At 49.0% G+C, this 21,501-nt stretch carries 17 protein-coding genes, 1 pseudogene and 1 riboswitch; of the genes and pseudogenes, 14 read left to right on the top strand and 4 right to left on the bottom strand.

The annotated features are described in order from the left end of the window. Window positions 1–18: 18 nt before the first annotated feature. The 4 genes from HMPREF1534_RS02215 to HMPREF1534_RS02200 all read left to right on the top strand — a co-directional run bounded on the left by HMPREF1534_RS02215 (window position 19) and on the right by HMPREF1534_RS02200 (window position 6,423). Entirely contained in the window at window positions 19–2,280 is a 2,262-nt protein-coding gene (locus HMPREF1534_RS02215; RefSeq protein WP_005944250.1) for a MutS N-terminal domain-containing protein, read from the top strand. Between the two features lie 12 nt (window positions 2,281–2,292). Continuing rightward, the gene (locus tag HMPREF1534_RS02210; RefSeq protein ID WP_004301292.1) at window positions 2,293–3,849 is read left to right on the top strand and encodes a glucosaminidase domain-containing protein; all 1,557 of its coding nucleotides are present in this window, start codon (window positions 2,293–2,295) and stop codon (window positions 3,847–3,849) included. 271 nt (window positions 3,850–4,120) lie between these two features. Then, complete coding sequence (locus tag HMPREF1534_RS02205) at window positions 4,121–4,729, top strand: hypothetical protein (RefSeq protein ID WP_005944254.1); 609 nt, start codon at window positions 4,121–4,123, stop codon at window positions 4,727–4,729. A gap of 5 nt (window positions 4,730–4,734) precedes the next feature. Next, complete coding sequence (locus tag HMPREF1534_RS02200; RefSeq protein ID WP_005944257.1) at window positions 4,735–6,423, top strand: zincin-like metallopeptidase domain-containing protein; 1,689 nt, start codon at window positions 4,735–4,737, stop codon at window positions 6,421–6,423. 52 nt (window positions 6,424–6,475) lie between these two features. Here the strand turns inward: HMPREF1534_RS02200 and HMPREF1534_RS02195 are convergent, their stop codons facing one another. The 4 genes and pseudogenes from HMPREF1534_RS02195 to HMPREF1534_RS02180 all read right to left on the bottom strand — a co-directional run bounded on the left by HMPREF1534_RS02195 (window position 6,476) and on the right by HMPREF1534_RS02180 (window position 8,491). After that, window positions 6,476–6,850: a hypothetical protein gene (locus HMPREF1534_RS02195; RefSeq protein WP_004320558.1), complete on the bottom strand. Its 375-nt coding sequence runs from the start codon at window positions 6,848–6,850 to the stop codon at window positions 6,476–6,478. A 14-nt stretch (window positions 6,851–6,864) separates the two neighbouring features. Next, window positions 6,865–7,119 (bottom strand): hypothetical protein, encoded by a 255-nt coding sequence (locus HMPREF1534_RS02190; protein WP_004320560.1) that lies wholly within the window; start codon window positions 7,117–7,119, stop codon window positions 6,865–6,867. Next, the gene (locus HMPREF1534_RS02185; protein ID WP_004320562.1) at window positions 7,116–7,583 is read right to left on the bottom strand and encodes a hypothetical protein; all 468 of its coding nucleotides are present in this window, start codon (window positions 7,581–7,583) and stop codon (window positions 7,116–7,118) included. The genes HMPREF1534_RS02190 and HMPREF1534_RS02185 overlap by 4 nt, the downstream gene beginning before the upstream one ends. 426 nt (window positions 7,584–8,009) lie before the next feature. Next, window positions 8,010–8,491 (bottom strand): annotated as a pseudogene (locus HMPREF1534_RS02180) (hypothetical protein). 515 nt (window positions 8,492–9,006) lie between these two features. Next, a riboswitch (cobalamin riboswitch) is annotated at window positions 9,007–9,198 on the top strand. A 157-nt stretch (window positions 9,199–9,355) separates the two neighbouring features. Here HMPREF1534_RS02180 and HMPREF1534_RS02175 point away from each other — a divergent pair. From HMPREF1534_RS02175 to HMPREF1534_RS02130, 10 genes are all read left to right on the top strand, one after another. Next, window positions 9,356–10,324, top strand: coding sequence for a DUF4465 domain-containing protein (locus HMPREF1534_RS02175; RefSeq protein ID WP_004320565.1), 969 nt, complete (start codon window positions 9,356–9,358; stop codon window positions 10,322–10,324). A 1-nt stretch (window position 10,325) separates the two neighbouring features. Continuing rightward, window positions 10,326–12,227, top strand: a complete 1,902-nt coding sequence (locus HMPREF1534_RS02170) for a PKD-like domain-containing protein (protein ID WP_004320567.1) — start codon at window positions 10,326–10,328, stop codon at window positions 12,225–12,227. An 8-nt stretch (window positions 12,228–12,235) separates the two neighbouring features. Then, window positions 12,236–14,290 (top strand): DUF4971 domain-containing protein, encoded by a 2,055-nt coding sequence (locus HMPREF1534_RS02165; RefSeq protein WP_004320569.1) that lies wholly within the window; start codon window positions 12,236–12,238, stop codon window positions 14,288–14,290. A gap of 84 nt (window positions 14,291–14,374) precedes the next feature. After that, on the top strand, window positions 14,375–15,454 hold the full coding sequence (locus HMPREF1534_RS02160; protein WP_004320571.1) for a glutaminyl-peptide cyclotransferase: 1,080 nt from the start codon (window positions 14,375–14,377) through the stop codon (window positions 15,452–15,454). Next, entirely contained in the window at window positions 15,451–15,951 is a 501-nt protein-coding gene (locus HMPREF1534_RS02155) for a transposase (RefSeq protein ID WP_004320573.1), read from the top strand. Before HMPREF1534_RS02160 ends, HMPREF1534_RS02155 begins: the two co-directional genes overlap by 4 nt. Beyond that, window positions 15,948–18,026, top strand: coding sequence for a TonB-dependent receptor (locus tag HMPREF1534_RS02150; protein WP_005944265.1), 2,079 nt, complete (start codon window positions 15,948–15,950; stop codon window positions 18,024–18,026). Before HMPREF1534_RS02155 ends, HMPREF1534_RS02150 begins: the two co-directional genes overlap by 4 nt. Before the next feature lie 4 nt (window positions 18,027–18,030). Further along, window positions 18,031–19,170, top strand: coding sequence for an ABC transporter substrate-binding protein (locus tag HMPREF1534_RS02145; protein ID WP_004320576.1), 1,140 nt, complete (start codon window positions 18,031–18,033; stop codon window positions 19,168–19,170). Next, window positions 19,171–20,151, top strand: coding sequence for a FecCD family ABC transporter permease (locus HMPREF1534_RS02140; protein WP_004320577.1), 981 nt, complete (start codon window positions 19,171–19,173; stop codon window positions 20,149–20,151). It abuts the gene before it with no gap. Beyond that, window positions 20,148–20,906, top strand: coding sequence for an ABC transporter ATP-binding protein (locus HMPREF1534_RS02135; protein ID WP_004320578.1), 759 nt, complete (start codon window positions 20,148–20,150; stop codon window positions 20,904–20,906). The genes HMPREF1534_RS02140 and HMPREF1534_RS02135 overlap by 4 nt, the downstream gene beginning before the upstream one ends. Continuing rightward, the gene (locus HMPREF1534_RS02130; RefSeq protein WP_004320579.1) at window positions 20,903–21,499 is read left to right on the top strand and encodes a DUF2284 domain-containing protein; all 597 of its coding nucleotides are present in this window, start codon (window positions 20,903–20,905) and stop codon (window positions 21,497–21,499) included. The genes HMPREF1534_RS02135 and HMPREF1534_RS02130 overlap by 4 nt, the downstream gene beginning before the upstream one ends. Window positions 21,500–21,501: the final 2 nt, after the last annotated feature.

Below are 21,501 nucleotides of genomic sequence, written 5' to 3' on the forward strand. Positions count from 1 at the left end.
CAATAAAAGCATGATGATATGAAAGAAAAGTCGCAAATCGAGAAGAAAGCCGAGGCAAGGCAGGCGGAACTGCTGTCTGCCGCACTGAGCGGGGCGTCGAACGCTGGCGGCCATTGGCTCAACGTATCGGGCAAGGGATTTCCCCGGCTCTATCCGCAAGGGGTCTCGGCCAGCCCGTTCAATGCCCTCTTTATGGCCTTGCATTCGGACAATAACGGATGCAAGACCAACCTGTTCACGCTTTACTGTGAAACCAAGGTACGGGGTGCTGCGGTGCGGGAGCATGAGCAGGGCGTACCGTTCCTGTTCTATAACTGGAACAAGTATGTCAACCGGAACAATCCGGATGAGACCATCGACCGTACCGCCTATCTCCAATTGGACGAAGAGCATAAGGCACAGTTCAAGGGTGTCCACAACCGGGAGATCCGCACGCTTTTCAATATCGACCAGACGACGTTGCCCTACGTTGACAAGCCGGCTTACGAGGATGCGGTAAAGCAGGATGGCAGTGTTCAGGAAAGAGGATATACCGAGGCGGACAACCGCAGGTTGCGCACCCGGTTCAACGACTTTCTATTGAAGATGCGGGACAACCTCGTTCCCGTGCGCTCGGACGGTAGCGGAGTTCCTCATTACGAGACGGACAAAGATGCGGTCTATATGCCGCGTCAAAAGGATTTTGAACATTACCACGATTATATGCAGGAAGCCTTGCGGCAGATCGTGAGTGCTACGGGGCATCAACAGCGGCTCGCCCGTGAAGGCATGGTCATGAAGAACGGCGTGGCCCCGTCGGAGGATGCGGTAAAATATGAAAGGTTGGTCGTGGAACTGGCTTCGGGTATCAAAATGCTGGAACTGGGACTGCCCGCCCGTCTGTCCGATGCAAGCCTGAAGACGGTGGATTACTGGTGCCGGGAGTTCAAGGAAAATCCGTGTATGATGGACGCTCTCGAAAGCGACGTGAACAATGCGCTTGATGTTATCCGAAAAGCGGAACGGGGCGAGAAAATTGAGTACGCCACCCTGCGAAACAGACGGCAGACCACGACCATGCAGGAACAGATGCACAAGCATTACTTTGTGGCGAATGAAATCCGCCAGCACCCGGACAAGGCGGCGAAAAGCATCGTCCTCGTCATAGACCGGGAGGCAAAATCGGCAGATGTCATTTTGCCGGCAGGAGCTTCGACCGAGGCGAACAACGAGATTCCCGGCATGAACAAGGGACGTATCGAACGGGCATTGCAGAAAGAGGGTATCGAGCAGGTGCGTTTCTATAATACTGACGGTGCATTGGGCTACAGACCCGATGACAGCTATTTCAATGAAAAAATGGTGACACTGGCCCGGTTAAGGAACTACACGTTGGAAAAGCTCTCCACGCTGGACGTGTCGGAGGCGGTCAGACGGGCGAATGAGGTCGGGTTCGATGCCGTGCAGATGATTCAGGACGACAAGAACCGTTGGGCACTCTATATCAAGCCGGAAAACAAGGAGGGGTACAGCGTCTATCCCGATAAGGAGGATGTGAACCGTTTTTTCTCCACGCTCAAGCAGGCGATGGACAACATCGACAAGGTACGGATGGAGCTGGCGCACAAGTATTATGCACTGGCGGAGGTCAAGCCCGACCTGAAAGTGGATTTGTTCGGCAGCGATACGCCGGAGATTGACCTGAACCGTATTCAGCGTGTTGCCATCTTCAAGACCAGGCAGGATGGAATCCAGTGTGTGGCAACCATCGACGGACAAAAGCTGCAGCCCCGCAGCGTCACTCCACAGCAGTGGCAACGGATGTGGGTGGCGGAAGACCGGGACGGCTACAAGCGGCATTTGGCGGCCACGCTGTTTGCCGATGTGCTGCAAAAGGGACAATCCGTCGGGGAACAGAAAGCGGAAGAGCAGGTACGGCAACAGAATGAGACGGTGCCGGAAAATCGGTCGGAAGAGACGAATGATGAAAATATGTCTCCGAAACGGCAGTTTTGGGACAACCTCAAGGAAAAGCATCCCGACGCCCTGTATCTGATTCGTGCAGGAGAAGTGTACCGGCTTTATAATGAGGATGCGGCAAAGGGAGCAAAAATACTGGGAATTACGGTCAAGGAATATCCGGAACATGGATTTTCGACTTTCGCAGAGTTCCCAAGGACGCAACTGGACAGCTATCTGCCCAAACTTGTCCGTGCCGGTGAGCGTGTCGCCATCAGTGAGATAGAGCTACAGGATAAACGGCAGGACGAGCAGGAAACACATAGGGGTATTCATAGATAAGGAGTGACGATTATGAGCAAGAATCAGGAATATGCACTGCAATACGCGGATTATGCGATGGCACAGATGCGCAGGTATGGCATTCCGGCTTCCGTCACATTGGCGCAAGGCATACTGGAAAGCAGCAACGGACAGAGCCGTCTGGCGAGGAACGAGAACAACCATTTCGGCATCAAGGCGACACCCTCGTGGATTGCCGGAGGCGGCAAATACGGAATCTACACCGATGATAAGCCGAATGAAAAGTTCTGCAGCTATGACAGCGTGGGTGATTCATACGAGCATCACTCCCGCTTTTTGAAGGAGAACAGCCGCTATGCCGGTTGCTTCAAACTCTCCCCGGACGATTACAAGGGCTGGGCACAAAGCATTGAGAAAGCCGGTTACGCCACAGGCGGCAAGTATGCCGAGAACCTGCAAAAAATCATTGAGCAGAACGGCTTGCAGAAGTATGACAGGCAGGTGATGCAGGAGATGGCGGCACAAGGCAGGCAGTTCGGGGTAGAACACAATCCGCTCCAGACCTCCGAAGGTGCGGAACATGGAACGGGGTATTCGTTCCCGGTGGAACGGGAGGAATTTCTGTTCATTACCTCTCCGTTCGGAACACGGCAAGACCCGTTGGACGGCACAAAGCAACAGATGCACAAGGGCGTGGATATACGTTGCAAAGGCGATGCGGTACTGGCTACGGAGAACGGCGGCAAGGTCGTGGCGGTAAACCAGAACAAGAATACGCCCGGCGGCAAGTCGCTGACGGTGGAATATGCCCGGACGGACGGCAGCAAGGTACAATGTACCTATATGCACCTCAAGGAGATTTCCGTCAAGGTCGGCGATACGGTACAGGCCGGCGGACGGCTCGGCACATCGGGCAATACGGGAACACGGACGACCGGGGAACATCTGCATTTCGGTGTGAAGAATATCTATGCCGACGGGACGAAACGGGATATAGACCCTGCGGCGTATCTGGCTGAAATCGCACAGAAAGGACATATCAAATTGCAAATGCTGCACAACGGGAATGACCTGCTCGCCAAATACAAGGCGGCGGAAGATACCGTGCCTGAAAAGAACCTTTCGCCCGACGGATGGATGAAAAAACTCCTTTCGTCGGAGGATAGCGGTGTGGGAATGTCGGGATGCAACGACCCGATTGTGGAGATGGCGATGACCGCTTTCGCCTCCCTGATGCTGCTGGCCACACAGATTGACAACCGGAACGAAGAGGAACAGAAGGCGATGATATCCACCGCGATGGATCTTCGTACCATCGACCTGAAGCCGTTGTTGCCGAATATGAAGAACTGCGACCTGACTATCGGCGAGAACGGCAAGGCCATTCTGAAAGCGGACAATGGGGAACTGCGTGTCTCGCGGGAGCTGACCGCTTCCGAGCTGAACCGGTTGTCTGCCACGTTGAACAACGGCACACTCACGGAAGAGACCAAACGGATGCGTGTAACCGGTATGCTGAATACGGTTATCCTGTCGGAAGCGGCCTCACAGAATTTCGAGCAAGAGATGTCCCGGCAACAGGGACAGACGGAAAACCTGCGAAGATAAAGGCATGGCGATATGGTAAAATGCGTGATGATACAGCTATGCAAATGTCTGGCGGGAGTCTCCATCCTTGCGTTGCACGTCCGGTTCTGCTACCTGCTGTTGGGGTGGATCGGGACGCTCGTTGTCGTGGGCGTGCAATTAGCCATCGCCGGATGGATGGTCTGGGCGATGATACGTGCGCCTGACTGACCGTACCCTCCAACAGTTCAACATCAATCAACCCATGTATCACTTGTCGGATGATCCATGTATCATTAAAGACAAAAAACAGATGATTAAATGTAATGTTACGGTATGCGGCGTTATCGGCCGCGATGCGTCGGTTCGCAAGAACAGAGAGGAAAAGGAGTTTATGGCATTTCCGCTCCGGGTACAGATTCCGGCAACGGGTGGACGGCATACTATCGAGGTGGATGTCCGCAAGGAGTGCAGTCAGGAAGAAGCCACCGGTTATCGGAACGGCTCCCGTGTGGAAGTGAGGGGTACGATGTATCTCAAACGCCGGGGTGACAAGCTCTATTTCAACCTGTTCGCCGATGAAATCTGCAATGCCGCTACGGATGATGCGGATTGCGTCAAGGGTGAGCTGGCATTTCGTGGTAAAGTCGGCCAGAATATCGAGGAGAAAAGGGATAAGAAAGACCAGCCTTATACGGTGTTCTCGGCGTTCAGTGCGGAGAAGGTCGATGACGGCTTCGAATACCAGTGGGTGCGCTTCTTCTGTTTCGGCAAGGAGCGCGATGCGTGGCTACAGCCGGGTATAAAGGTGGATGCCATAGGTGAAATGAACCTGTCGGCACATAACGGGAAAATCAATCTTTCCTGCAAGGTGGAGGAACTGACGCAATATGTGGCGGATTCGTCTAACTATAATCAGTAAGTAATATGGCCGGTTACAGAAAGAAGAATGCCGACGGACCGAACAGCGAGGACAAGGCTCTCGACCTGTTCGCCGAAATGATGATCGAGAAAATCGAGGGCATTCAAAAGGACTGGAAAAAGCCTTGGTTTACCGAGGGTGCGTTGCAGTGGCCTCGCAACCTTCACGGGCGCGAGTACAACGGGATGAATGCTTTTATGCTGCTTTTGCACTGCGAGAAAGAAGGGTACAAGATTCCCCGTTTCTGCACCTTCGATTGTGTTCAGAAGCTCAATAAGTCCGGCAAGGATGGAGAGGAACTGCCGCGTGTCTCCGTGCTTCGTGGCGAGAAGTCCTTTCCGGTCATGCTCACCACGTTCACTTGTATCCATAAGGAGACCAAGGAGAAAATCAAGTATGACGATTACAAGAAACTCTCCGATGACGAAAAGGAACAGTACAATGTTTATCCGAAGATGCAGGTTTTCAGGGTCTTCAATGTTGCGCAGACCAATTTGCAGGAAGCGCGACCGGAGCTGTGGCAAAAACTGGAGCAGGAAAATTCGCGTCCGGCAATCGAGGAGGGCGAGCATTACAGTTTTGCCCCAGTCGATACGATGATAAGGGATAACCTGTGGATTTGTCCGATTACGCCGAAATATCAGAATGACGCCTACTATTCCATCACGAAGAATGAAATCATCGTGCCGGAAAAGGAACAGTTCAGATCGGGAGAATCGTTTTACGGGACACTGTTCCATGAGATGACGCACTCGACCGGTGCGGAGGGTGTTCTCGATCGGTTCAAGCCGACTACCTTCGGTTCTCCTGAATATGCCCGTGAGGAACTGGTGGCAGAGTTAGGTAGCGCACTGGTCGCACAGCGTTACGGCATGACCAAGCATATCAAGGAAGAAAGTTGTGCATACCTCAAAGGATGGCTCGATGAGCTGAAGGAATCGCCGCAATTCATCAAGACAACGCTCCTGGACGTGAAAAGGGCAACCTCGATAATTACCCAGAAGGTGGATAAGATAGCGCAAGAACTGGAACAAAATGTCGGCGAGAAGCAGGAAAACGGAGCGGCGGCAAAGGAGAAGACATTTTATTCCTCTGTCGCGTATCTCCAATTTTCGGATGACACGAGGCCGCTTGACGAACTCCGGGAGAAAGGCGATTGCGAGGGATTGCTGACGCTTGCCAAGGAGTATTACGACGGCAACGGCATCAACGAACAGCATACTTATTTATCAGCCACGAACAACAAGGGTGACAGCCTAATTGCCGAGGATGAGAATTTCGCTGTCGTGTACAACGGGAGTGTCGGGGGAACCTACGAGGTGATGTTGAAATTCACGGAGCAGGAAATTCGCGACCATATCCGGCGTTACGGTGTCGATATCGCCGGAGATACAATAAAAGGGGTTGCCAGGGAGATGGCGGCGGAACAGTTCTCCGCTTTGGCGTATCAAAAGATTCCGGCCTTCGAGATGCCGAACGGTGAAGTGCTATATGTCGAATATAACAAGGAATCCGATACGCTTGATGTCGGGCAACCCACCAATGCCGGGCTGGTCGCGCAGCATCGTTTCCCTTACGACCACAATGTCGGGCTGGATGCCAATCTGCAAGCCGTGAACGAGAAGCTGAACGAGCTGGAAGAGTATCGGGCAGAACTACAAGAGGCAGAATACGGCAGCGGTATGCGCCGGTAAGGATGGAAAGAAAAAGATGCGGAACTGGTTGGCTCCGCATCTTTTTTGCAGTTTATTTCCCCAACAAACCGTCTATCATAGACTGTAAATTTGCTATGTCGCAATACTGGTTACATCCCCCTCGGTAGTCCTTTCCATTTTGAGCTGTCCGTATCAGAAACGAATCGAGTTCAATTCTTACGCCGCTGCCCATTCGTGACAGACCGGAAGAGTGGCTGATGTAAACGAACTTGCCGTTGCGCTCAATGAAGCAGGAGGTGTCATAATGCCCTTTTGAATTGGAAGCCACCTTTGCACCAACGGCTGCGGCATATTTGGAAATCTCACGCACCAATGCTGTCTGGAAACTGCGGTACTCTTTTGAAACATAGTCTCCTGCATCTGCAAGTATAGCGTCCTGCCATTTGGTATAAAAATTCTGTGCCATATTGATATTTATTATTATTCGTTCCGCAAATAACTTTTCCATTTCTCGCCGTCAATGGTCAGTTTGCCCATTTCCCAATCGTATTCCACTTCCGGTATATTGGTATAAGGGAAATGAACGGTGTAGCCTATCTGTCCGTAAGAGCAATGCAGAGGGGTAACGCAAATCTCCCAACCGAAGTAAGATTGCGGCGTGCAGTATTTTCGCCAGTTGAAACGACCTGCGGCAATATTGCCGCAAAGTCGTTTGAGTATGTCGTTTGTTGTCATTCTGTACCTCCTTTGCTGAGTATGGTGAGTTGTTCGGGACGGTCTGGAAACCAATAAGCATCACTGTCGATATATACGCATCTATAGCCATTCCAAGGTTTTCTGAAAGCTAATACTTCTTTGGGGCCAAATACCACCCCGTAGTCGTTTGTAAACGCCACCATATCGCCTACAGCCAAATCACTGTCTGTTTCCATGACTTCGGACAACCGGCTGAAAAACTCCATGCCCTCGGCTTCACGCTCTTTCTTCCAGCGCATAAACTCCTCTTTGTGGCTTCTTGATGAGCCAATAGGTAATAACTCCGATGCCAAAACCTCTGTCTCGGAAGAGCTTGTTGAGATTAAGATGATGCTGTCACTATCCACTTTTTCGGGAGTTGAGATAATTCGACATTCTATATCATTATCGGCAGTGTGCCAAAAAAGGAGGTTGCCTTGCTTGATGAAATCGTACTTGCTCATTGTCTTTTGATTTATTGTTTTTTTTATTTCCCTTTTCTTGAAGCCTTTTGACTTCGCCCAAAGGGGTTGTTTTCATGTGCGTCACAAACGGGGGGATGCAAGAACGATGAGCAAGGAACCTGCAATGAAATTTTATGAAATACCGTCATCTCCGATTACGGAAAGTTGTCGTCAAATTTTATTTCAGGTAGCGATAGCGGTACTTGGGCAATGTTCGTCCACCGTACCTTTGCACACGAAAACAGACCTGCGGCGTATGTCGGGGCTGTGAAGGGATTATACCCTTAAAACAGGAATATACCGGCTGTGAAACCGGTGGCGGAAGCTCTGCAGAGCATATTTATAAAAGTAACCGGGGAGCCTGTGCAAAAAAGAGAGCAACCACCCACTTTTGAGGCGGGTGGTTGCCAATGTTTCGGACAAACATCAGAAGTGGTAATCAACAACTCCTCCGATGTAGAGTATCGTTCCCGGTTCAAGCCTACAAACAAACTCCATAAACGTAAAGGACTGTTCGGCAAAAGACTGCAGCCATCGCCATCCAAATAGAAATGATAGGCGACATCCAACGGATTTTCCACTGCCTGTTTGAGATAATAGGTCGAACCCCATTCCAACATATTATCTGCCGTAAGAGCATTCGCTCTTTTTTTGATATTGGCGACATACTCCTCTTTCCATTGCTCTATTCCACCATTATAGCGCATGGTGTCATCGGATATAAGCTCGAACATTCCTTTGGGCAAGGCATGATTGACCAAATTGGCAATATCCTCTTTACGGTCTTCCTCGTCTATTTCTGAACAATAGTCATAGAAGCTCCCGTCTCCTTGCTGGAGTGTGTCCTCATTCAGATAGTTTTCTTTGTCTATCGGCTCCGTTGAAATTTGAAAAATCCTGCTGTGCATAATTGTAAATTTTAGATTGTCAAATATTTTCTTTTTTTCCTTTTCTTGAAACTCTTTTGGCTTCTCGTCGGGGAATGATTTTTATGCAGGACTGACAGCGGGAAAAGGACGGATAAGGCAAGTAAACAGTGTACGGGATGAAACGGAATACCCAACCGCCCAATGTAAGAGCACAGTCAGGCTCGTCCGACTATGCCCTGCAACGAGGTGGGGAGTGAAAGTCAATCTTCGATTTGTGGAAGGCTGCCGTGAAGAATATCCGGGAACCGTTAGTGAAAGCGATACTTGACGACCAGACGCACGCTGTACCTTTGCATATAAAATCTCTCCGAAGAGAATTGCCGACGTGAGATGAAAAGAGACCATAATTGAGAAACGCTATTATTCATAAGGGGAAAAGACTATTCGTGGTTGTTATAAATGCTTGATTAACATGAAAATACAATTCGCGCCATAAAATAATCCTTTCTTGAAATAAAAATCACAGAAAAAGAAACAAGATTAAAAAATAACCATTAACTTTGCACCAGTCAAGTTTCCAATCGAAGCGTCGAACGGAATTAAAAGGGAATCCCGGTGAAAATCCGGAGCTGTACTCGCAGCTGTAAGTCCTATTAAAGTTTATCGCACTCTTTGCCACTGGTGAAAGCTGGGAAGGCGCGATAAGCGGGATGAGCCAGAAGACCTGCTTGATGAGATAGATTTAGTGACCACGGGATAATTGGCATTAGATTAAAATGAACAGAGGCTCGTCCACAGGCACCTATATTCTTTTTGATAACCGATTTCTCATTCGTTGCAAATCTGTCGCAATAAAAACGAATGTGTGTTTAAACTTTTTGTTTAACTTTTAATAATTAAGTTATGAAAAAGAATTTTAGATTCTTGGCAATGGCTGTTGTAGCAATGGCCGCCGCAGTGTTCACGGGATGTTCATCCGACGATGACTTCCTTGCTCCGTATGAGGAGAGTGCGATTCAAACCCGCGCGATAAGTTCTACCAATGCGCTTATCGATTTTGATAACGTACCTTCCAGCGTAATGGCTTCTGACCAGTATGGAAACAATCTCTATTCTGCCACGGCCAACGGCAAGCAGGTAACGACCGGCTACATCACTCAAATCGGGCAAACCGGTACGTACATTCAGTTCCCGATTAACTATTTGGAACAAGAATGGGTAAGCGGACAGCCTTGGGAATATGAATTTTGGAATGGTGGTTTTGCCATCTCTAATTTCCATAATCTGACACAGGGGGATTATCAAAACCAATGTAGCGTGTACTGGCCCAACGGCGGTCATAGCGGTAAAAATTTTGCTGTAGCTTTCGGTTATAGCGATTCATACAATGATTCACAAGCAACCTATGACAAATGTGCGAAGATTTACCTGACCGATGCAACCGGCTACAGAGTCGTTACCACAAACACTCCTGTCAAGGGTACACCGAAATATGGTAAATTCAACAGCGTATGGGTTTGTAATACGACTTATACCTACTTAGTCATGAAGGATGGCAACTCGTTTACACAAGGCTCTTTGTCGGCACAAAAAGGATGGTTTAAGGTGGTATTTGTTGCGTTGGATGCGACGGGTAAACCTACAGGTAAGGAAGTAGAATACTATTTGGCAAACTTCGATTCCAGTAAAGATGCAGAATCAGGTTTGACCAATAAAATCCGTACCGGATGGAATCAAGTGGATTTAAGCGGTTTAGGTGACAGCGTATGTACTGTAGCTATCAATTTCGAAGGAAGCGATTCAAGCGCATACGGATTGAACACTCCTGCTTACGTTGCTATAGACGATATTGATGTAACCGTAAACGAATAACATGAATTTGGGGCAAATGCTTTTTAACGGCAAGTGCAAAGTATTTGCCCCTTTTTATTATATCCCAATGGAGATTGGAATCAAATACTTTCTTCAAGGGAATTTCAGCATTAAAATTATAAATATAATGAAGAAGTATTTGCTTTTATTCTCCTTGACGATATTTCTATTTGCATGCAACAAAGACGAAGAAATATCGCAGGACGTGATATTGCCTCCTGTCATTGAGTTGGATAGCGAGGACGGAATCTACGTTGTAAAGATAGGAAAAGAGGTCGTTATTGAGCCGACCTATCAGAATGTCGATTACGCCGTTTATTCATGGAAATGCAACGGTCGTATCATTTCCGACGAGCCTCAATTGAAATACATTTTCAACGAATGCGGTTCGTATTACGTTACCCTGCGTGTGGATACGAGGGATGCCAGCACAGAGGAAGAAATTCGTGTGGATGTCAATGAATTGGCTCCGCCCGTTATTTCATTGGTAACCCCCTCTATAGGGCTTAAAGTTGTCGCAGGACGTGAGTATATCCTTACACCCGACATTCAAAATGCAGAAGGAGCTACTTATTTGTGGACTCTTAACGGAAACGAAGTCGGAACGGAAAATACTTATACATTCAAGCAAGATGAGTTGGGAACTTATGAACTGACCTTAACCGTAACAAATGAAGACGGACAATCAAAGAAGACAGTTTCTATTGAGGTTGTCGATAAACTTCCGATTGAAATCGTAGTTCCGTCATCTTTATATTTTACCGAGAATAATACCAAATACGTAGAATTAGGACGTACTTTGTTTGTCCGCCCCTTTGTATCAATAAGTGCCGAGCCTTCTTATCAATGGAGTTTGGACGGGCAACCGATTGAGGGAGCCAATTCTTTGGTTTACGGTTTCAAACCCGCTAAAACCGGAGAACACACGCTTACCTTTACTGTGAAATACGACAATCAAGATACAAAAGCAGTGCTCACCCGTAATATTTCGGTCTCCGGTGTCGATGAAGTCAGTGTCAATATTCCGGTGAAATGTTGTGAAGCGGCCGGAAAAAGACCTTTTGCTGCCGGAAATTCCATTTACAGCAATAAAGTATATGAATTTGTTCCGGCTCCGGGACAATTTGTAAACGAAACGAATACAGCAGGTTTCAATGGGGAAAGCACGCACGAAGCAGCCTGTGCTTACGCACAAAAACGTCTTGATAATGAACAATATGTTTCTCTCGGAGGTTGGGGAGGATATATTGTAGTAGGATTCGACCACAGTATCGAAAACAAAGGCGGTTATGATTTTTCCATCAAAGGAAATGCCTTTGATTCGTCAAATGAACCGGGCATTGTATGGGTAATGCAAGATGTCAATGGAGACGGCTTGCCCAACGATGAATGGTATGAACTGAAGGGTTCTGAATATGGAAAACCCGAAACCATTCAGGACTATGCCGTAACTTATTTCCGTCCCGGTCCCAACATGGACACCCAATGGCAAGACAACAAGGGAAATAAAGGGGCGATTGACCGTCTCGGCAACTATCACCCGCAAGAGTTTTATTATCCTTTGTGGATTGAAGAGGATTCCTATACGTTATACGGCACATGCCTGAAAGCACGTACCGAACAAAGCCCGTCGACAGGCATGTGGTCCAATAATCCGTTCGGGTGGGGATATGCCGATAATATTGGTGATGATATGCCCAATAAAGACAATCCTAACGCGGGAGCACTTGGAAACTATTTTAAGATTTCCGATGCGCTCAATATCGACGGCACGTCTGCAAACCTTTCCCATATCGACTTTATCAAGGTGCAGACCGGAGTCAATGTAAAAGCCGGATGGTTAGGGGAAAATTCCACGGAAGTTTTCAAGTTCTGTGATGAAAACAACAATAACGACAAATAAAATTCATTATGAACAAAATATATCATTTCATCCTATTCTGTTTCGCTACGCTCTGCCTTGCTGCATGTAGTGATGACGACCCTGAAGTAAGCGGAATAGACGGCAAGGATCACTTCATCTCCGAGTTTGCTCTAACTGTAGATGGCATTACCTATCAAGCCATGATAGTCGGGGACAAGATTACAGTTGAGATACCTTATAATACCAGTCTGAAAGGGGCTACCGTAGAGTATGCCCTTTGCGAGGGAGCCTCTATTAACCCGAATCCATCGACCATAGAGGATTGGGAGAATGAATGGAAATTCGTAGTTACCTCCAAAATGCAGGATAGCAAAGTATATTCCTATACTTATCAATATACAGACATCGAACAGAGCGGCAGCGTAGTACTTGCCACGCAAGCCGAGGTTGATAATTTTGCAAAGACAGGAATAAACAAAATCGAAGGCAGCCTGACCATCGGAACGGCAGACGGAGAAGAAATCACCAATCTGGACGGACTTGCCAACCTGAAACAAATCAGTAACTCCCTTGTCATCAATCCGTCTTACAAAGGAACGGATTTGACCGGGTTGGATAATCTGGAACAACTCGGAAGTTTCAAATTAGGTTCGACAACTTCTGCCAGTAAAAACATAATGCTCAAAACGGTTAATCTGCCCTCTTTGCTTGGAGTGACCGGTGATTTTGTCGTTAACAGTTCTGTCATTGAAAAAATATCTATACCCAAAGTCGAGTTCATTGGTGAGGATATGTATATAACTTCCGATGCTTTACTTGATTTGGATGCAAATGCCGTTGAATCTGTCGGAGCTTCCTTAATTGTCAAAGGTTCGGTAGCACAAAAAGAATCAGCGACAACCGAAGCCATTGTTTTCTCAGCGCTCAAACAGGTCGGGAATGAACTTACAATCCAATATTTTCCCAAACTGCAAGGAATTTATCTACCGGCATTGGAAAGTGTGGCCGGTACTGCCTCATTCTCCGATATGTCCTCCATCGGAAGTCTTGCAATGACCGAATTACATTCGGTTGGAGGACTAACTATAAAAAATTGCAAAGAAATTTCCATTGTTGAACTTCCCGGTCTTATTTCCTGCGGAGAGACCAGTGTGGATGCGAATAAAGTCAATAAACTCAATATAGCTTCTTTGAAAGATGTACTCGGTGATATGACTTTAACTAATCTGCTCATAGAAGAACTGGATTTGTCCCAGATAAATTTTAACGGAAATACACTTACCCTACAATGTAAGCAACTAAATAAAATCGTAGGATCGGAAACATTTAACGGTAGCCTTTTTCTACTTCCTAAAGATTGTCGATTGACAGAATTTACGTTGGAAGGAATCTCAAATATACAGGGTGACTTCCAATGCATAGATTATTTTTATGTAAAAGAATTTGTTATGCCATTTATTCGTGTGGCAGGAGATATGACTATTGCATTGAATTCGGGAAGTGTTAATACGGCGGCGGAAATCGAATTTCCTAAATTGCAGGAAATTGGAGGGACCTTAACATTAGGGACAAATAGGAATGCAAATAATATTACCTTCCCGTTATTGAAAAAAATTCTCGGTTCATGTTCAGTTACGACTTACAAACTTAAGAATGATATTGAGTTTACCAATCTGGAAAGCATTGGAACGGATGGAGCTGATGCACAAATTAAGTTTGAGATTGAGGCTACTAATATTCTATGTCCCAAATTAAAAACGATAAATGGGAAGTTTGATATTGCAACATCTTCTTTTATGTTTGATATGGAAGTAGATAAAGTATCTTATCCTAACGTAGAATCAATATCCGAAAATCTTTCAATAACATGCCCGTATTCTGATTTTGGTTCTAATGGTATTTTGTCCATTGATTTTTCAGGTCTCAAATCAGCAAAAGGGATTAGTATAAGCGGGCAAGGAGATGTTACTGATTTCAGTTCTTTCAAATACCTGTTTGAAAACAATGTTCTAACAGGAGAATCTCAATGGTCTGTCAAAGAATGTGGTTACAACCCCACTTTCCAAGAGATGAAAGACGGGAAGTACAAGCTTGCCGAATAGATAACGAAACAATAAATTTTCTGCCAATCCTCGGTATGCTTACCGTAAGGTAAGCTGCCGGGGATTAACTATAAAAATAACGGTATGACCTATCACCAATTGAAATATCTGCTATGGAGCGTAGTTGTCGGAGTGACACTATCCTTGACATCCTGCATGAAGTGGGACTACGGCGATGCCGTGGAAGATTTCAACGCCACGGGAGCCGGACTGTTCATCACCAACGAGGGCAACTTCCAGTACGGCAATGCTACCTTGTCCTATTACGACCCGGCAACCAAACAGGTGCAGAACGAAATCTTCTTCCGTGCCAACGGCATGAAACTCGGCGACGTGGCACAGTCGATGACCATCTACGACAACAAGGGCTGGGTCGTGGTGAACAACTCCCACGTGATTTTCGCCATCGACCTGAACACCTTCAAGGAGGTAGGACGCATCGAGAACCTGACCTCACCGCGCTACATTCATTTCCTAAGCGACGAAAAAGCATACGTCACCCAATTGTGGGACAACCGCATCTTCATCATCAACCCGAAGAAATACGAAATTACCGGCTATATTCAAGTGCCGGACATGACGATGGAAAGCGGCTCGACGGAGCAAATGGTGCAGTACGGCAAATACGTCTATTGCAACTGCTGGAGTTACCAGAACCGCATCATCAAAATCGACACCGAAACCGATCAAGTAGTCGATGAACTGAAGGTCGGCATACAACCGACATCGCTGGTCATGGACAAGTACAACAAAATGTGGACGGTGACCGACGGCGGTTATGAGGGCAGCCCCTACGGTTACGAAGCCCCGTCGCTCTACCGCATCGATGCCGAGACCTTCACCGTGGAGAAGCAGTTCAAGTTCAAGTTGGGCGACTGGCCCTCGGAGGTGCAGCTCAATGGCGACAGGGACAAACTCTACTGGATCAACAAGGCCATTTGGAGCATGGACGTGACAGCCAGCCATGTGCCGGTACGTCCGTTCCTCGAATACAGCGGCACGATTTATTACGGACTGACGGTAAACCCCGCCAACGGAGAAGTGTACATCGCCGATGCCATCGATTACCAGCAGCAGGGCATGATATACCGCTACTCGCCCGAAGGGAAATTGATAGATGAATTTTATGTCGGGATTATCCCCGGTGCATTTTGTTGGAAATGAAGAATAAATTGCGGCATATATACCATATTATTTTCATCACGAAAAGACAGGAGATGACGATTCCAATGACAACCAAAGGAATGATTCTCGATCAGATGGTACAAATTTTCACAAGGAAAGGCTGTCATGTCTATGCCTGCAATGCTTTTCTCAATCATGTTCATATACTTGTAGAGATACCATCTCCCACGGACTTCGCAAAGATTATCAATAAAGTAAAAAGTTCTACAGGCGTTGTCTATCGAAAATATCCGGAATATGCGGATTTTTCAGGATGGGCAGCCGGATTTGATTCGTTTAGCGTGTCATTCAATGATCTGAATCGGGTAAAACACCACATTGAGAAACAAGAGACGGTTCATCAGGAACTTTCATTCGAGGACGAATACGACCAACTGCTTGAAGAAAACGGATTCAATGCCTATCAAGATTTTATGCGGGCATCATTCTCTGCATATGCTGCGGTAAATAACCATATTAAAAACAAAAGGAAATGACATATACAAAATATTTACTTTTCTCAATATTGGTTGTCTGTCCATCCGTGCTGTCTGCGCAGGGAATCACCCGGCGTATTCACCAGATAGACGAGGTGACCGTATGGGGCAAACGGCCGATGAAGGAAATCGGCGTGCAGAAGACGAAGTTCGATTCACTCGCACTGAAAGAAAATATCGCCCTCTCGATGGCGGACATCCTGACGTTCAACTCGTCCGTGTTTGTCAAGAGCTACGGCCGCGCCACGCTCTCGACCGTCGCCTTCCGAGGCACGTCGCCCAGCCATACGCAGGTGACGTGGAACGGGATGCGCATCAACAACCCCATGCTCGGCATGACCGACTTCTCCACCATTCCGTCCTACTTCATCGACCGGGCATCGCTGCTGCACGGTACTTCATCGGTGAACGAAACGGGCGGTGGACTGGGCGGTCTGGTCAAACTCGGCACGGCTCCTGAAGTCGCTGAAGGGTTCAACGCCCAGTACGTGCAGGGCATCGGCTCGTTCAAGACCTTCGATGAGTTCGCCCGCTTCACCTACGGAAGTGAGCGGTGGCACGTCTCCACCCGTGCGGTCTATTCTTCCTCGCCTAACGATTACAAGTACACCAACCACGACAAAAAGATAAACATCTACGACGAGGATAAGAACATCGTCGGACAGTATCACCCGAAAGAGCGCAACCGCTCCGGGGCGTTCAAGGACCTGCATTTGCTTCAGGAAGTGTATTACAATACCGGGAAAGGCGACCGTTTCGGGCTGAACGCCTGGTATATCAACTCCAACCGGGAACTTCCGATGTTGACGACCGACTATGGAGATGCAACCGACTTCGAGAACCGCCAGCGAGAACAGACGTTCCGCAGCGTCTTGTCCTGGGATCACATGAAAAGCAACTGGAAACTCGGCGTGAAAGGCGGTTACATACACACATGGATGGCCTACGACTACAAGCGTGAGGTCGCACCTGACAACTGGGCGTCGATGACCCGCTCCCGCAGCAAGGTAAACACGTTTTACGGTCAGGCGGAGGGAGAGTATTCTTTGGATAAAAAATGGTTTTTCACCGCCAATGTATCGGCACACCAGCATTTGGTACGGAGCGAGGACAAGAACATCATCTTGCAGGACGGTGGCAAGGCCATCGTGGGCTATGACAAGGGGCGCGTGGAACTCTCCGGCTCCGTATCCGCCAAGTGGCAGCCGATAGACCGCTTGGGTATGTCGGTGGTACTGCGGGAAGAGATGTATGGTTCCGATTGGATTCCACTCATTCCGGCTTTCTTCATTGACGGTATCATTTCCCCGAAAGGAAATGTGATGCTGAAAGCATCCATATCGCGTAACTACCGTTTCCCAACTCTGAACGACCTATACTTTTTGCCGGGAGGTAATCCCAACCTGAAAAACGAACAAGGTTTCAGTTATGATGCCGGGGTGAGTTTCGATGTCGGCAAGAAAGGCATTTACAAGTTGAGCGGCGGTGCGAACTGGTTCGACTCCTACATCGACGACTGGATTATCTGGCTGCCCACCACCAAGGGCTTCTTCTCGCCCCGCAACGTAAAGAAGGTCCACGCCTACGGCGTCGAGGTCAAAGCGAACTTCGCCGTGCAGCCGGCGAAAGATTGGCTCATCGACTTGAACGGGTCCTATTCGTGGACACCCTCCATCAATGAAGGTGAGAAGATGTCGCCTGCTGACCAGTCAGTGGGCAAGCAGTTACCCTACGTGCCGAAGCACTCCGCATCGCTGACCGGACGGTTGTCGTGGCGGACTTGGGCGTTCCTTTACAAATGGGCGTTCTACTCGGAACGTTACACCATGTCGAGCAACGACTATACGCTGACAGGACACCTGCCCGAATATTTCATGAGCAATGTCTCGTTGGAGAAAAACCTGTTTTTCAAACCGGTGGACATCCAGTTAAAATTCGCCGTCAACAACCTCTTCAACGAGGACTACCTTTCGGTACTCTCGCGCCCCATGCCCGGCATCAACTTCGAGTTCTTCATCGGCATTACCCCGAAGTTCGGGAAAAACAAGAAAAAGTCCGAAAATACAAATATGTAACGATATGAAAGCATTAAAGAATTTAAGCCTGCTGTTGCTACTTGTATTGGCATTCACAGGCTGCCACAATAAAAGTTCAAAACTCGCCGATTTCAACCGAACGGTCTATACACCTGAATACGCTTCGGGGTTTGACATAAAAGGTGCAGACGGCAAAAAGAGCGTATTGGTTACCGTCACGAACCCTTGGCAGGGCGCCGACAGCATCACTACGAACCTGTTCATTGCCCGTGATGACGAAGAGGTTCCGGCGGATTTCACCGGTCAGATGCTCAAGGGGGATGCCGAGCGCATCGTCTGCATGTCCTCGACCCATATCGCCATGCTCGACGCAATCGGCGAAACGGGACGCGTAGTCGGCGTGTCAGGCATCGACTACATCTCCAATCCCGACATTCAGGCACGGCGGGACAGCGTTGGAGATGTGGGCTACGAAGGGAACATCAATTACGAACTGCTGCTCTCGCTTGACCCCGACCTCGTGTTGCTTTACGGCGTGAACGGGGCAAGCTCGATGGAGGGTAAGCTCAAAGAGTTGGATATCCCGTTCATGTATGTCGGCGATTACCTCGAAGAGTCTCCGCTGGGCAAAGCCGAATGGCTGGTGGCACTTTCGGAGGTTATCGGAAAACGGGCGGAGGGCGAAAAAGTATTCGCGGAAATCCCCGTCAGATACAATGTCCTGAAAAAGAAAGTAGCGGACAATATCCTCGACGCTCCGTCAGTCATGCTCAACACGCCTTACGGCGACAGCTGGTTCATGCCCTCGACCGAAAGCTATGTCGCCCGGTTAATCAAAGATGCCGGAGGCGATTACATCTACAAGAAGAACACAGGAAACGCTTCCGCGCCCATCGACCTCGAAGAGGCGTATCTGCTGGCCTCGCAAGCCGATATGTGGCTGCATGTGGGGATGGCGAACACGCTTGATGAACTGAAAGCCGCATGCCCGAAGTTCATCGACACCCGCTGTTTCCGTGGTGGACAGGTCTATAACAACAACGCCCGCACCAATGCTGCTGGCGGCAACGACTACTATGAGTCGGCGGTCGTAAATCCCGACCTCGTGCTGCGAGACCTCGTGAAGATATTCCACCCCGAACTGGTCGAGGAAGATTTCGTCTATTACAAGCAACTGAAATAGATGCGCTCCCGTTCCGCCATATTGTTTGCCATGCTGGCCGCCCTCACCCTTTTCCTGTTTCTGCTGGATTTGGCGGTGGGGGCAGTCGCCGTACCGCTCGGCGATGTATGGGCGGCTTTGACGGGCGGCGACTGCCCGCGGGCGACGGCGAAAATTATACTGAATATCCGACTGATTAAGGCGGTGGTCGCGTTGCTGGCCGGAGCAGCTCTGTCGGTCAGCGGTCTTCAGATGCAAACCCTCTTCCGCAATCCTCTTGCCGGCCCCTACGTGCTCGGCATCAGTTCGGGCGCGAGCCTCGGCGTGGCACTCGTCGTGCTTGCAGGCTTCGGTTCGTCGATAGGCATTGCCGGGGCGGCTTGGCTCGGAGCGGCGCTCGTGCTGGTCGTCATCGCCGCCGTCGGCCACCGCATCAAGGACATCATGGTGATTCTGATTCTCGGCATGATGTTCTCGTCGGGAGTCGGCGCGATTGTACAGATATTGCAATATCTCAGCAAGGAAGAATCCCTGAAAGCCTTTGTCATTTGGACGATGGGGTCGCTCGGCGACGTGACCTTCGACCAGCTTGCGGTACTCGTCCCGTCGATTATCGCCGGACTGTTGTTGGCGGTGGTGACGATCAAGCCGCTCAACTTACTGCTGTTCGGCGAGGAGTATGCCGTGACGATGGGGCTGAACATCCGACGCTCGCGCGGGCTGCTGTTCCTCTCCACGACGCTGCTTGCTGGTACGGTGACCGCCTTTTGCGGTCCGATAGGCTTCATCGGACTGGCCATGCCCCACGTCACGAGAATGCTGTTCCGCAACAGCGACCATCGGGTACTCGTACCGGGAACCGTTCTTTCGGGTGCGGCGGTGCTGCTTCTTTGCGACCTCGTTTCTAAAATGTTCACCCTGCCGATCAACGCCATCACCGCATTGCTGGGAATCCCCATCGTGGTGTGGGTGGTCTTGCGCAATAAATCCGTCACCGCATGATAAAGTTACACGATTTTTCCATAGGCTACGGCGAGCGCACCTTGCTCTGCGAGGTGGAAACCACCATAGAAAAGGGCAGGCTGACTGCCCTTATCGGGCGCAACGGCACGGGCAAATCGACACTGCTTCGAGCCATCGCCGGACTGAACCGCCGTTATACCGGCCGAATCCTGCTCGACGGGCATAACGCCGCCGATATGCGAGCAGCAGAAATGGCCAGAACGCTGGCATTCGTCACGACCGAGCGCACACGCATCGCCAATCTCAAATGCAAGGATGTCGTGGCTATCGGCCGCGCACCCTATACCAACTGGATTGGAAAGATGCAGGAGGTCGACAAGGAGATCGTCATGCGGTCGCTCGCCTCGGTGGGCATGGAGGCTTATGCGGAGCGCACGATGGACAAGATGTCGGACGGCGAGTGCCAGCGCATCATGATCGCACGGGCGTTGGCGCAGGATACGCCGATTATCCTGCTCGACGAACCCACCTCGTTTCTCGATATGCCCAACCGCTACGAATTGTGTACACTGCTGGCACGGCTGGCGCATGAAGAAAACAAGTGCATCCTTTTTTCCACGCACGAGCTGGATATCGCCCTCTCGCTTGCCGATGCGATAGCCCTTATCGACCCACCCCAGTTGTCGTATATGCCGACCGAAGAGATGCGCCGGAGCGGCTGCATCGAGCGGCTGTTCCGAAATAATTGTGTGACGTTCGATGCCACGACAGGATTCATAAAAGTGGGACAATGACTAAGGAATATATCATAGAGAATTTCACAGCAAATATCAGCGTGGACGAATATATTTCACGCTTCCGGGACGAAAAACGTTTTGTCGAATTTTGCAAACAATGCCCCAACTACGGTAATAGTTGGGGATGCCCGCCGTTCGATTTCGATACCGGAGAATTTCTGCGCCAATATGAATATGCCCACCTGATGGCCACGAAAATAATTCCGGTCGAGAAAAATATTCCGATAGACAGAACGCAGGAATTGATTAAACCGGAACGGCTCAGGATAGAAAGGGAATTGCTGGAAATGGAGCACAGATACGGAGGTCGGGCATTCGCCTATGTAGGAAAATGCCTATACTGTCCCGATTCCGAATGCGCCCGCAAATGCAACCGTCCTTGCCTGCATCCGGACAAAGTACGTCCCTCGCTTGAAGCATTCGGGTTCGATATGACACGAACACTCTCGGAACTTTTCGGGATAGAGCTGCTTTGGGGAAAGGATGGTATTCTACCGGAATATCTTGTGATTGTAAGCGGATTATTTCATAATTCGGCAGAAAATATTATCAGTCATACGAAGCGTAATCAGGATTCAGGAAACCTATAATC

The sequence above is a fragment of the Phocaeicola massiliensis B84634 = Timone 84634 = DSM 17679 = JCM 13223 genome (genome assembly GCF_000382445.1).
Taxonomy (GTDB): domain Bacteria; phylum Bacteroidota; class Bacteroidia; order Bacteroidales; family Bacteroidaceae; genus Phocaeicola; species Phocaeicola massiliensis.

Coding starts and splice junctions, on each gene's coding strand:
- HMPREF1534_RS02215 (WP_005944250.1), top strand. CDS start 19: ATGAAAGAAAAGTCGCAAATCGAGAAGAAAGCCGAGGCAAGGCAGGCG.
- HMPREF1534_RS02210 (WP_004301292.1), top strand. CDS start 2,293: ATGAGCAAGAATCAGGAATATGCACTGCAATACGCGGATTATGCGATG.
- HMPREF1534_RS02205 (WP_005944254.1), top strand. CDS start 4,121: ATGATTAAATGTAATGTTACGGTATGCGGCGTTATCGGCCGCGATGCG.
- HMPREF1534_RS02200 (WP_005944257.1), top strand. CDS start 4,735: ATGGCCGGTTACAGAAAGAAGAATGCCGACGGACCGAACAGCGAGGAC.
- HMPREF1534_RS02195 (WP_004320558.1), bottom strand. CDS start 6,850: ATGGCACAGAATTTTTATACCAAATGGCAGGACGCTATACTTGCAGAT.
- HMPREF1534_RS02190 (WP_004320560.1), bottom strand. CDS start 7,119: ATGACAACAAACGACATACTCAAACGACTTTGCGGCAATATTGCCGCA.
- HMPREF1534_RS02185 (WP_004320562.1), bottom strand. CDS start 7,583: ATGAGCAAGTACGATTTCATCAAGCAAGGCAACCTCCTTTTTTGGCAC.
- HMPREF1534_RS02175 (WP_004320565.1), top strand. CDS start 9,356: ATGAAAAAGAATTTTAGATTCTTGGCAATGGCTGTTGTAGCAATGGCC.
- HMPREF1534_RS02170 (WP_004320567.1), top strand. CDS start 10,326: ATGAATTTGGGGCAAATGCTTTTTAACGGCAAGTGCAAAGTATTTGCC.
- HMPREF1534_RS02165 (WP_004320569.1), top strand. CDS start 12,236: ATGAACAAAATATATCATTTCATCCTATTCTGTTTCGCTACGCTCTGC.
- HMPREF1534_RS02160 (WP_004320571.1), top strand. CDS start 14,375: ATGACCTATCACCAATTGAAATATCTGCTATGGAGCGTAGTTGTCGGA.
- HMPREF1534_RS02155 (WP_004320573.1), top strand. CDS start 15,451: ATGAAGAATAAATTGCGGCATATATACCATATTATTTTCATCACGAAA.
- HMPREF1534_RS02150 (WP_005944265.1), top strand. CDS start 15,948: ATGACATATACAAAATATTTACTTTTCTCAATATTGGTTGTCTGTCCA.
- HMPREF1534_RS02145 (WP_004320576.1), top strand. CDS start 18,031: ATGAAAGCATTAAAGAATTTAAGCCTGCTGTTGCTACTTGTATTGGCA.
- HMPREF1534_RS02140 (WP_004320577.1), top strand. CDS start 19,171: ATGCGCTCCCGTTCCGCCATATTGTTTGCCATGCTGGCCGCCCTCACC.
- HMPREF1534_RS02135 (WP_004320578.1), top strand. CDS start 20,148: ATGATAAAGTTACACGATTTTTCCATAGGCTACGGCGAGCGCACCTTG.
- HMPREF1534_RS02130 (WP_004320579.1), top strand. CDS start 20,903: ATGACTAAGGAATATATCATAGAGAATTTCACAGCAAATATCAGCGTG.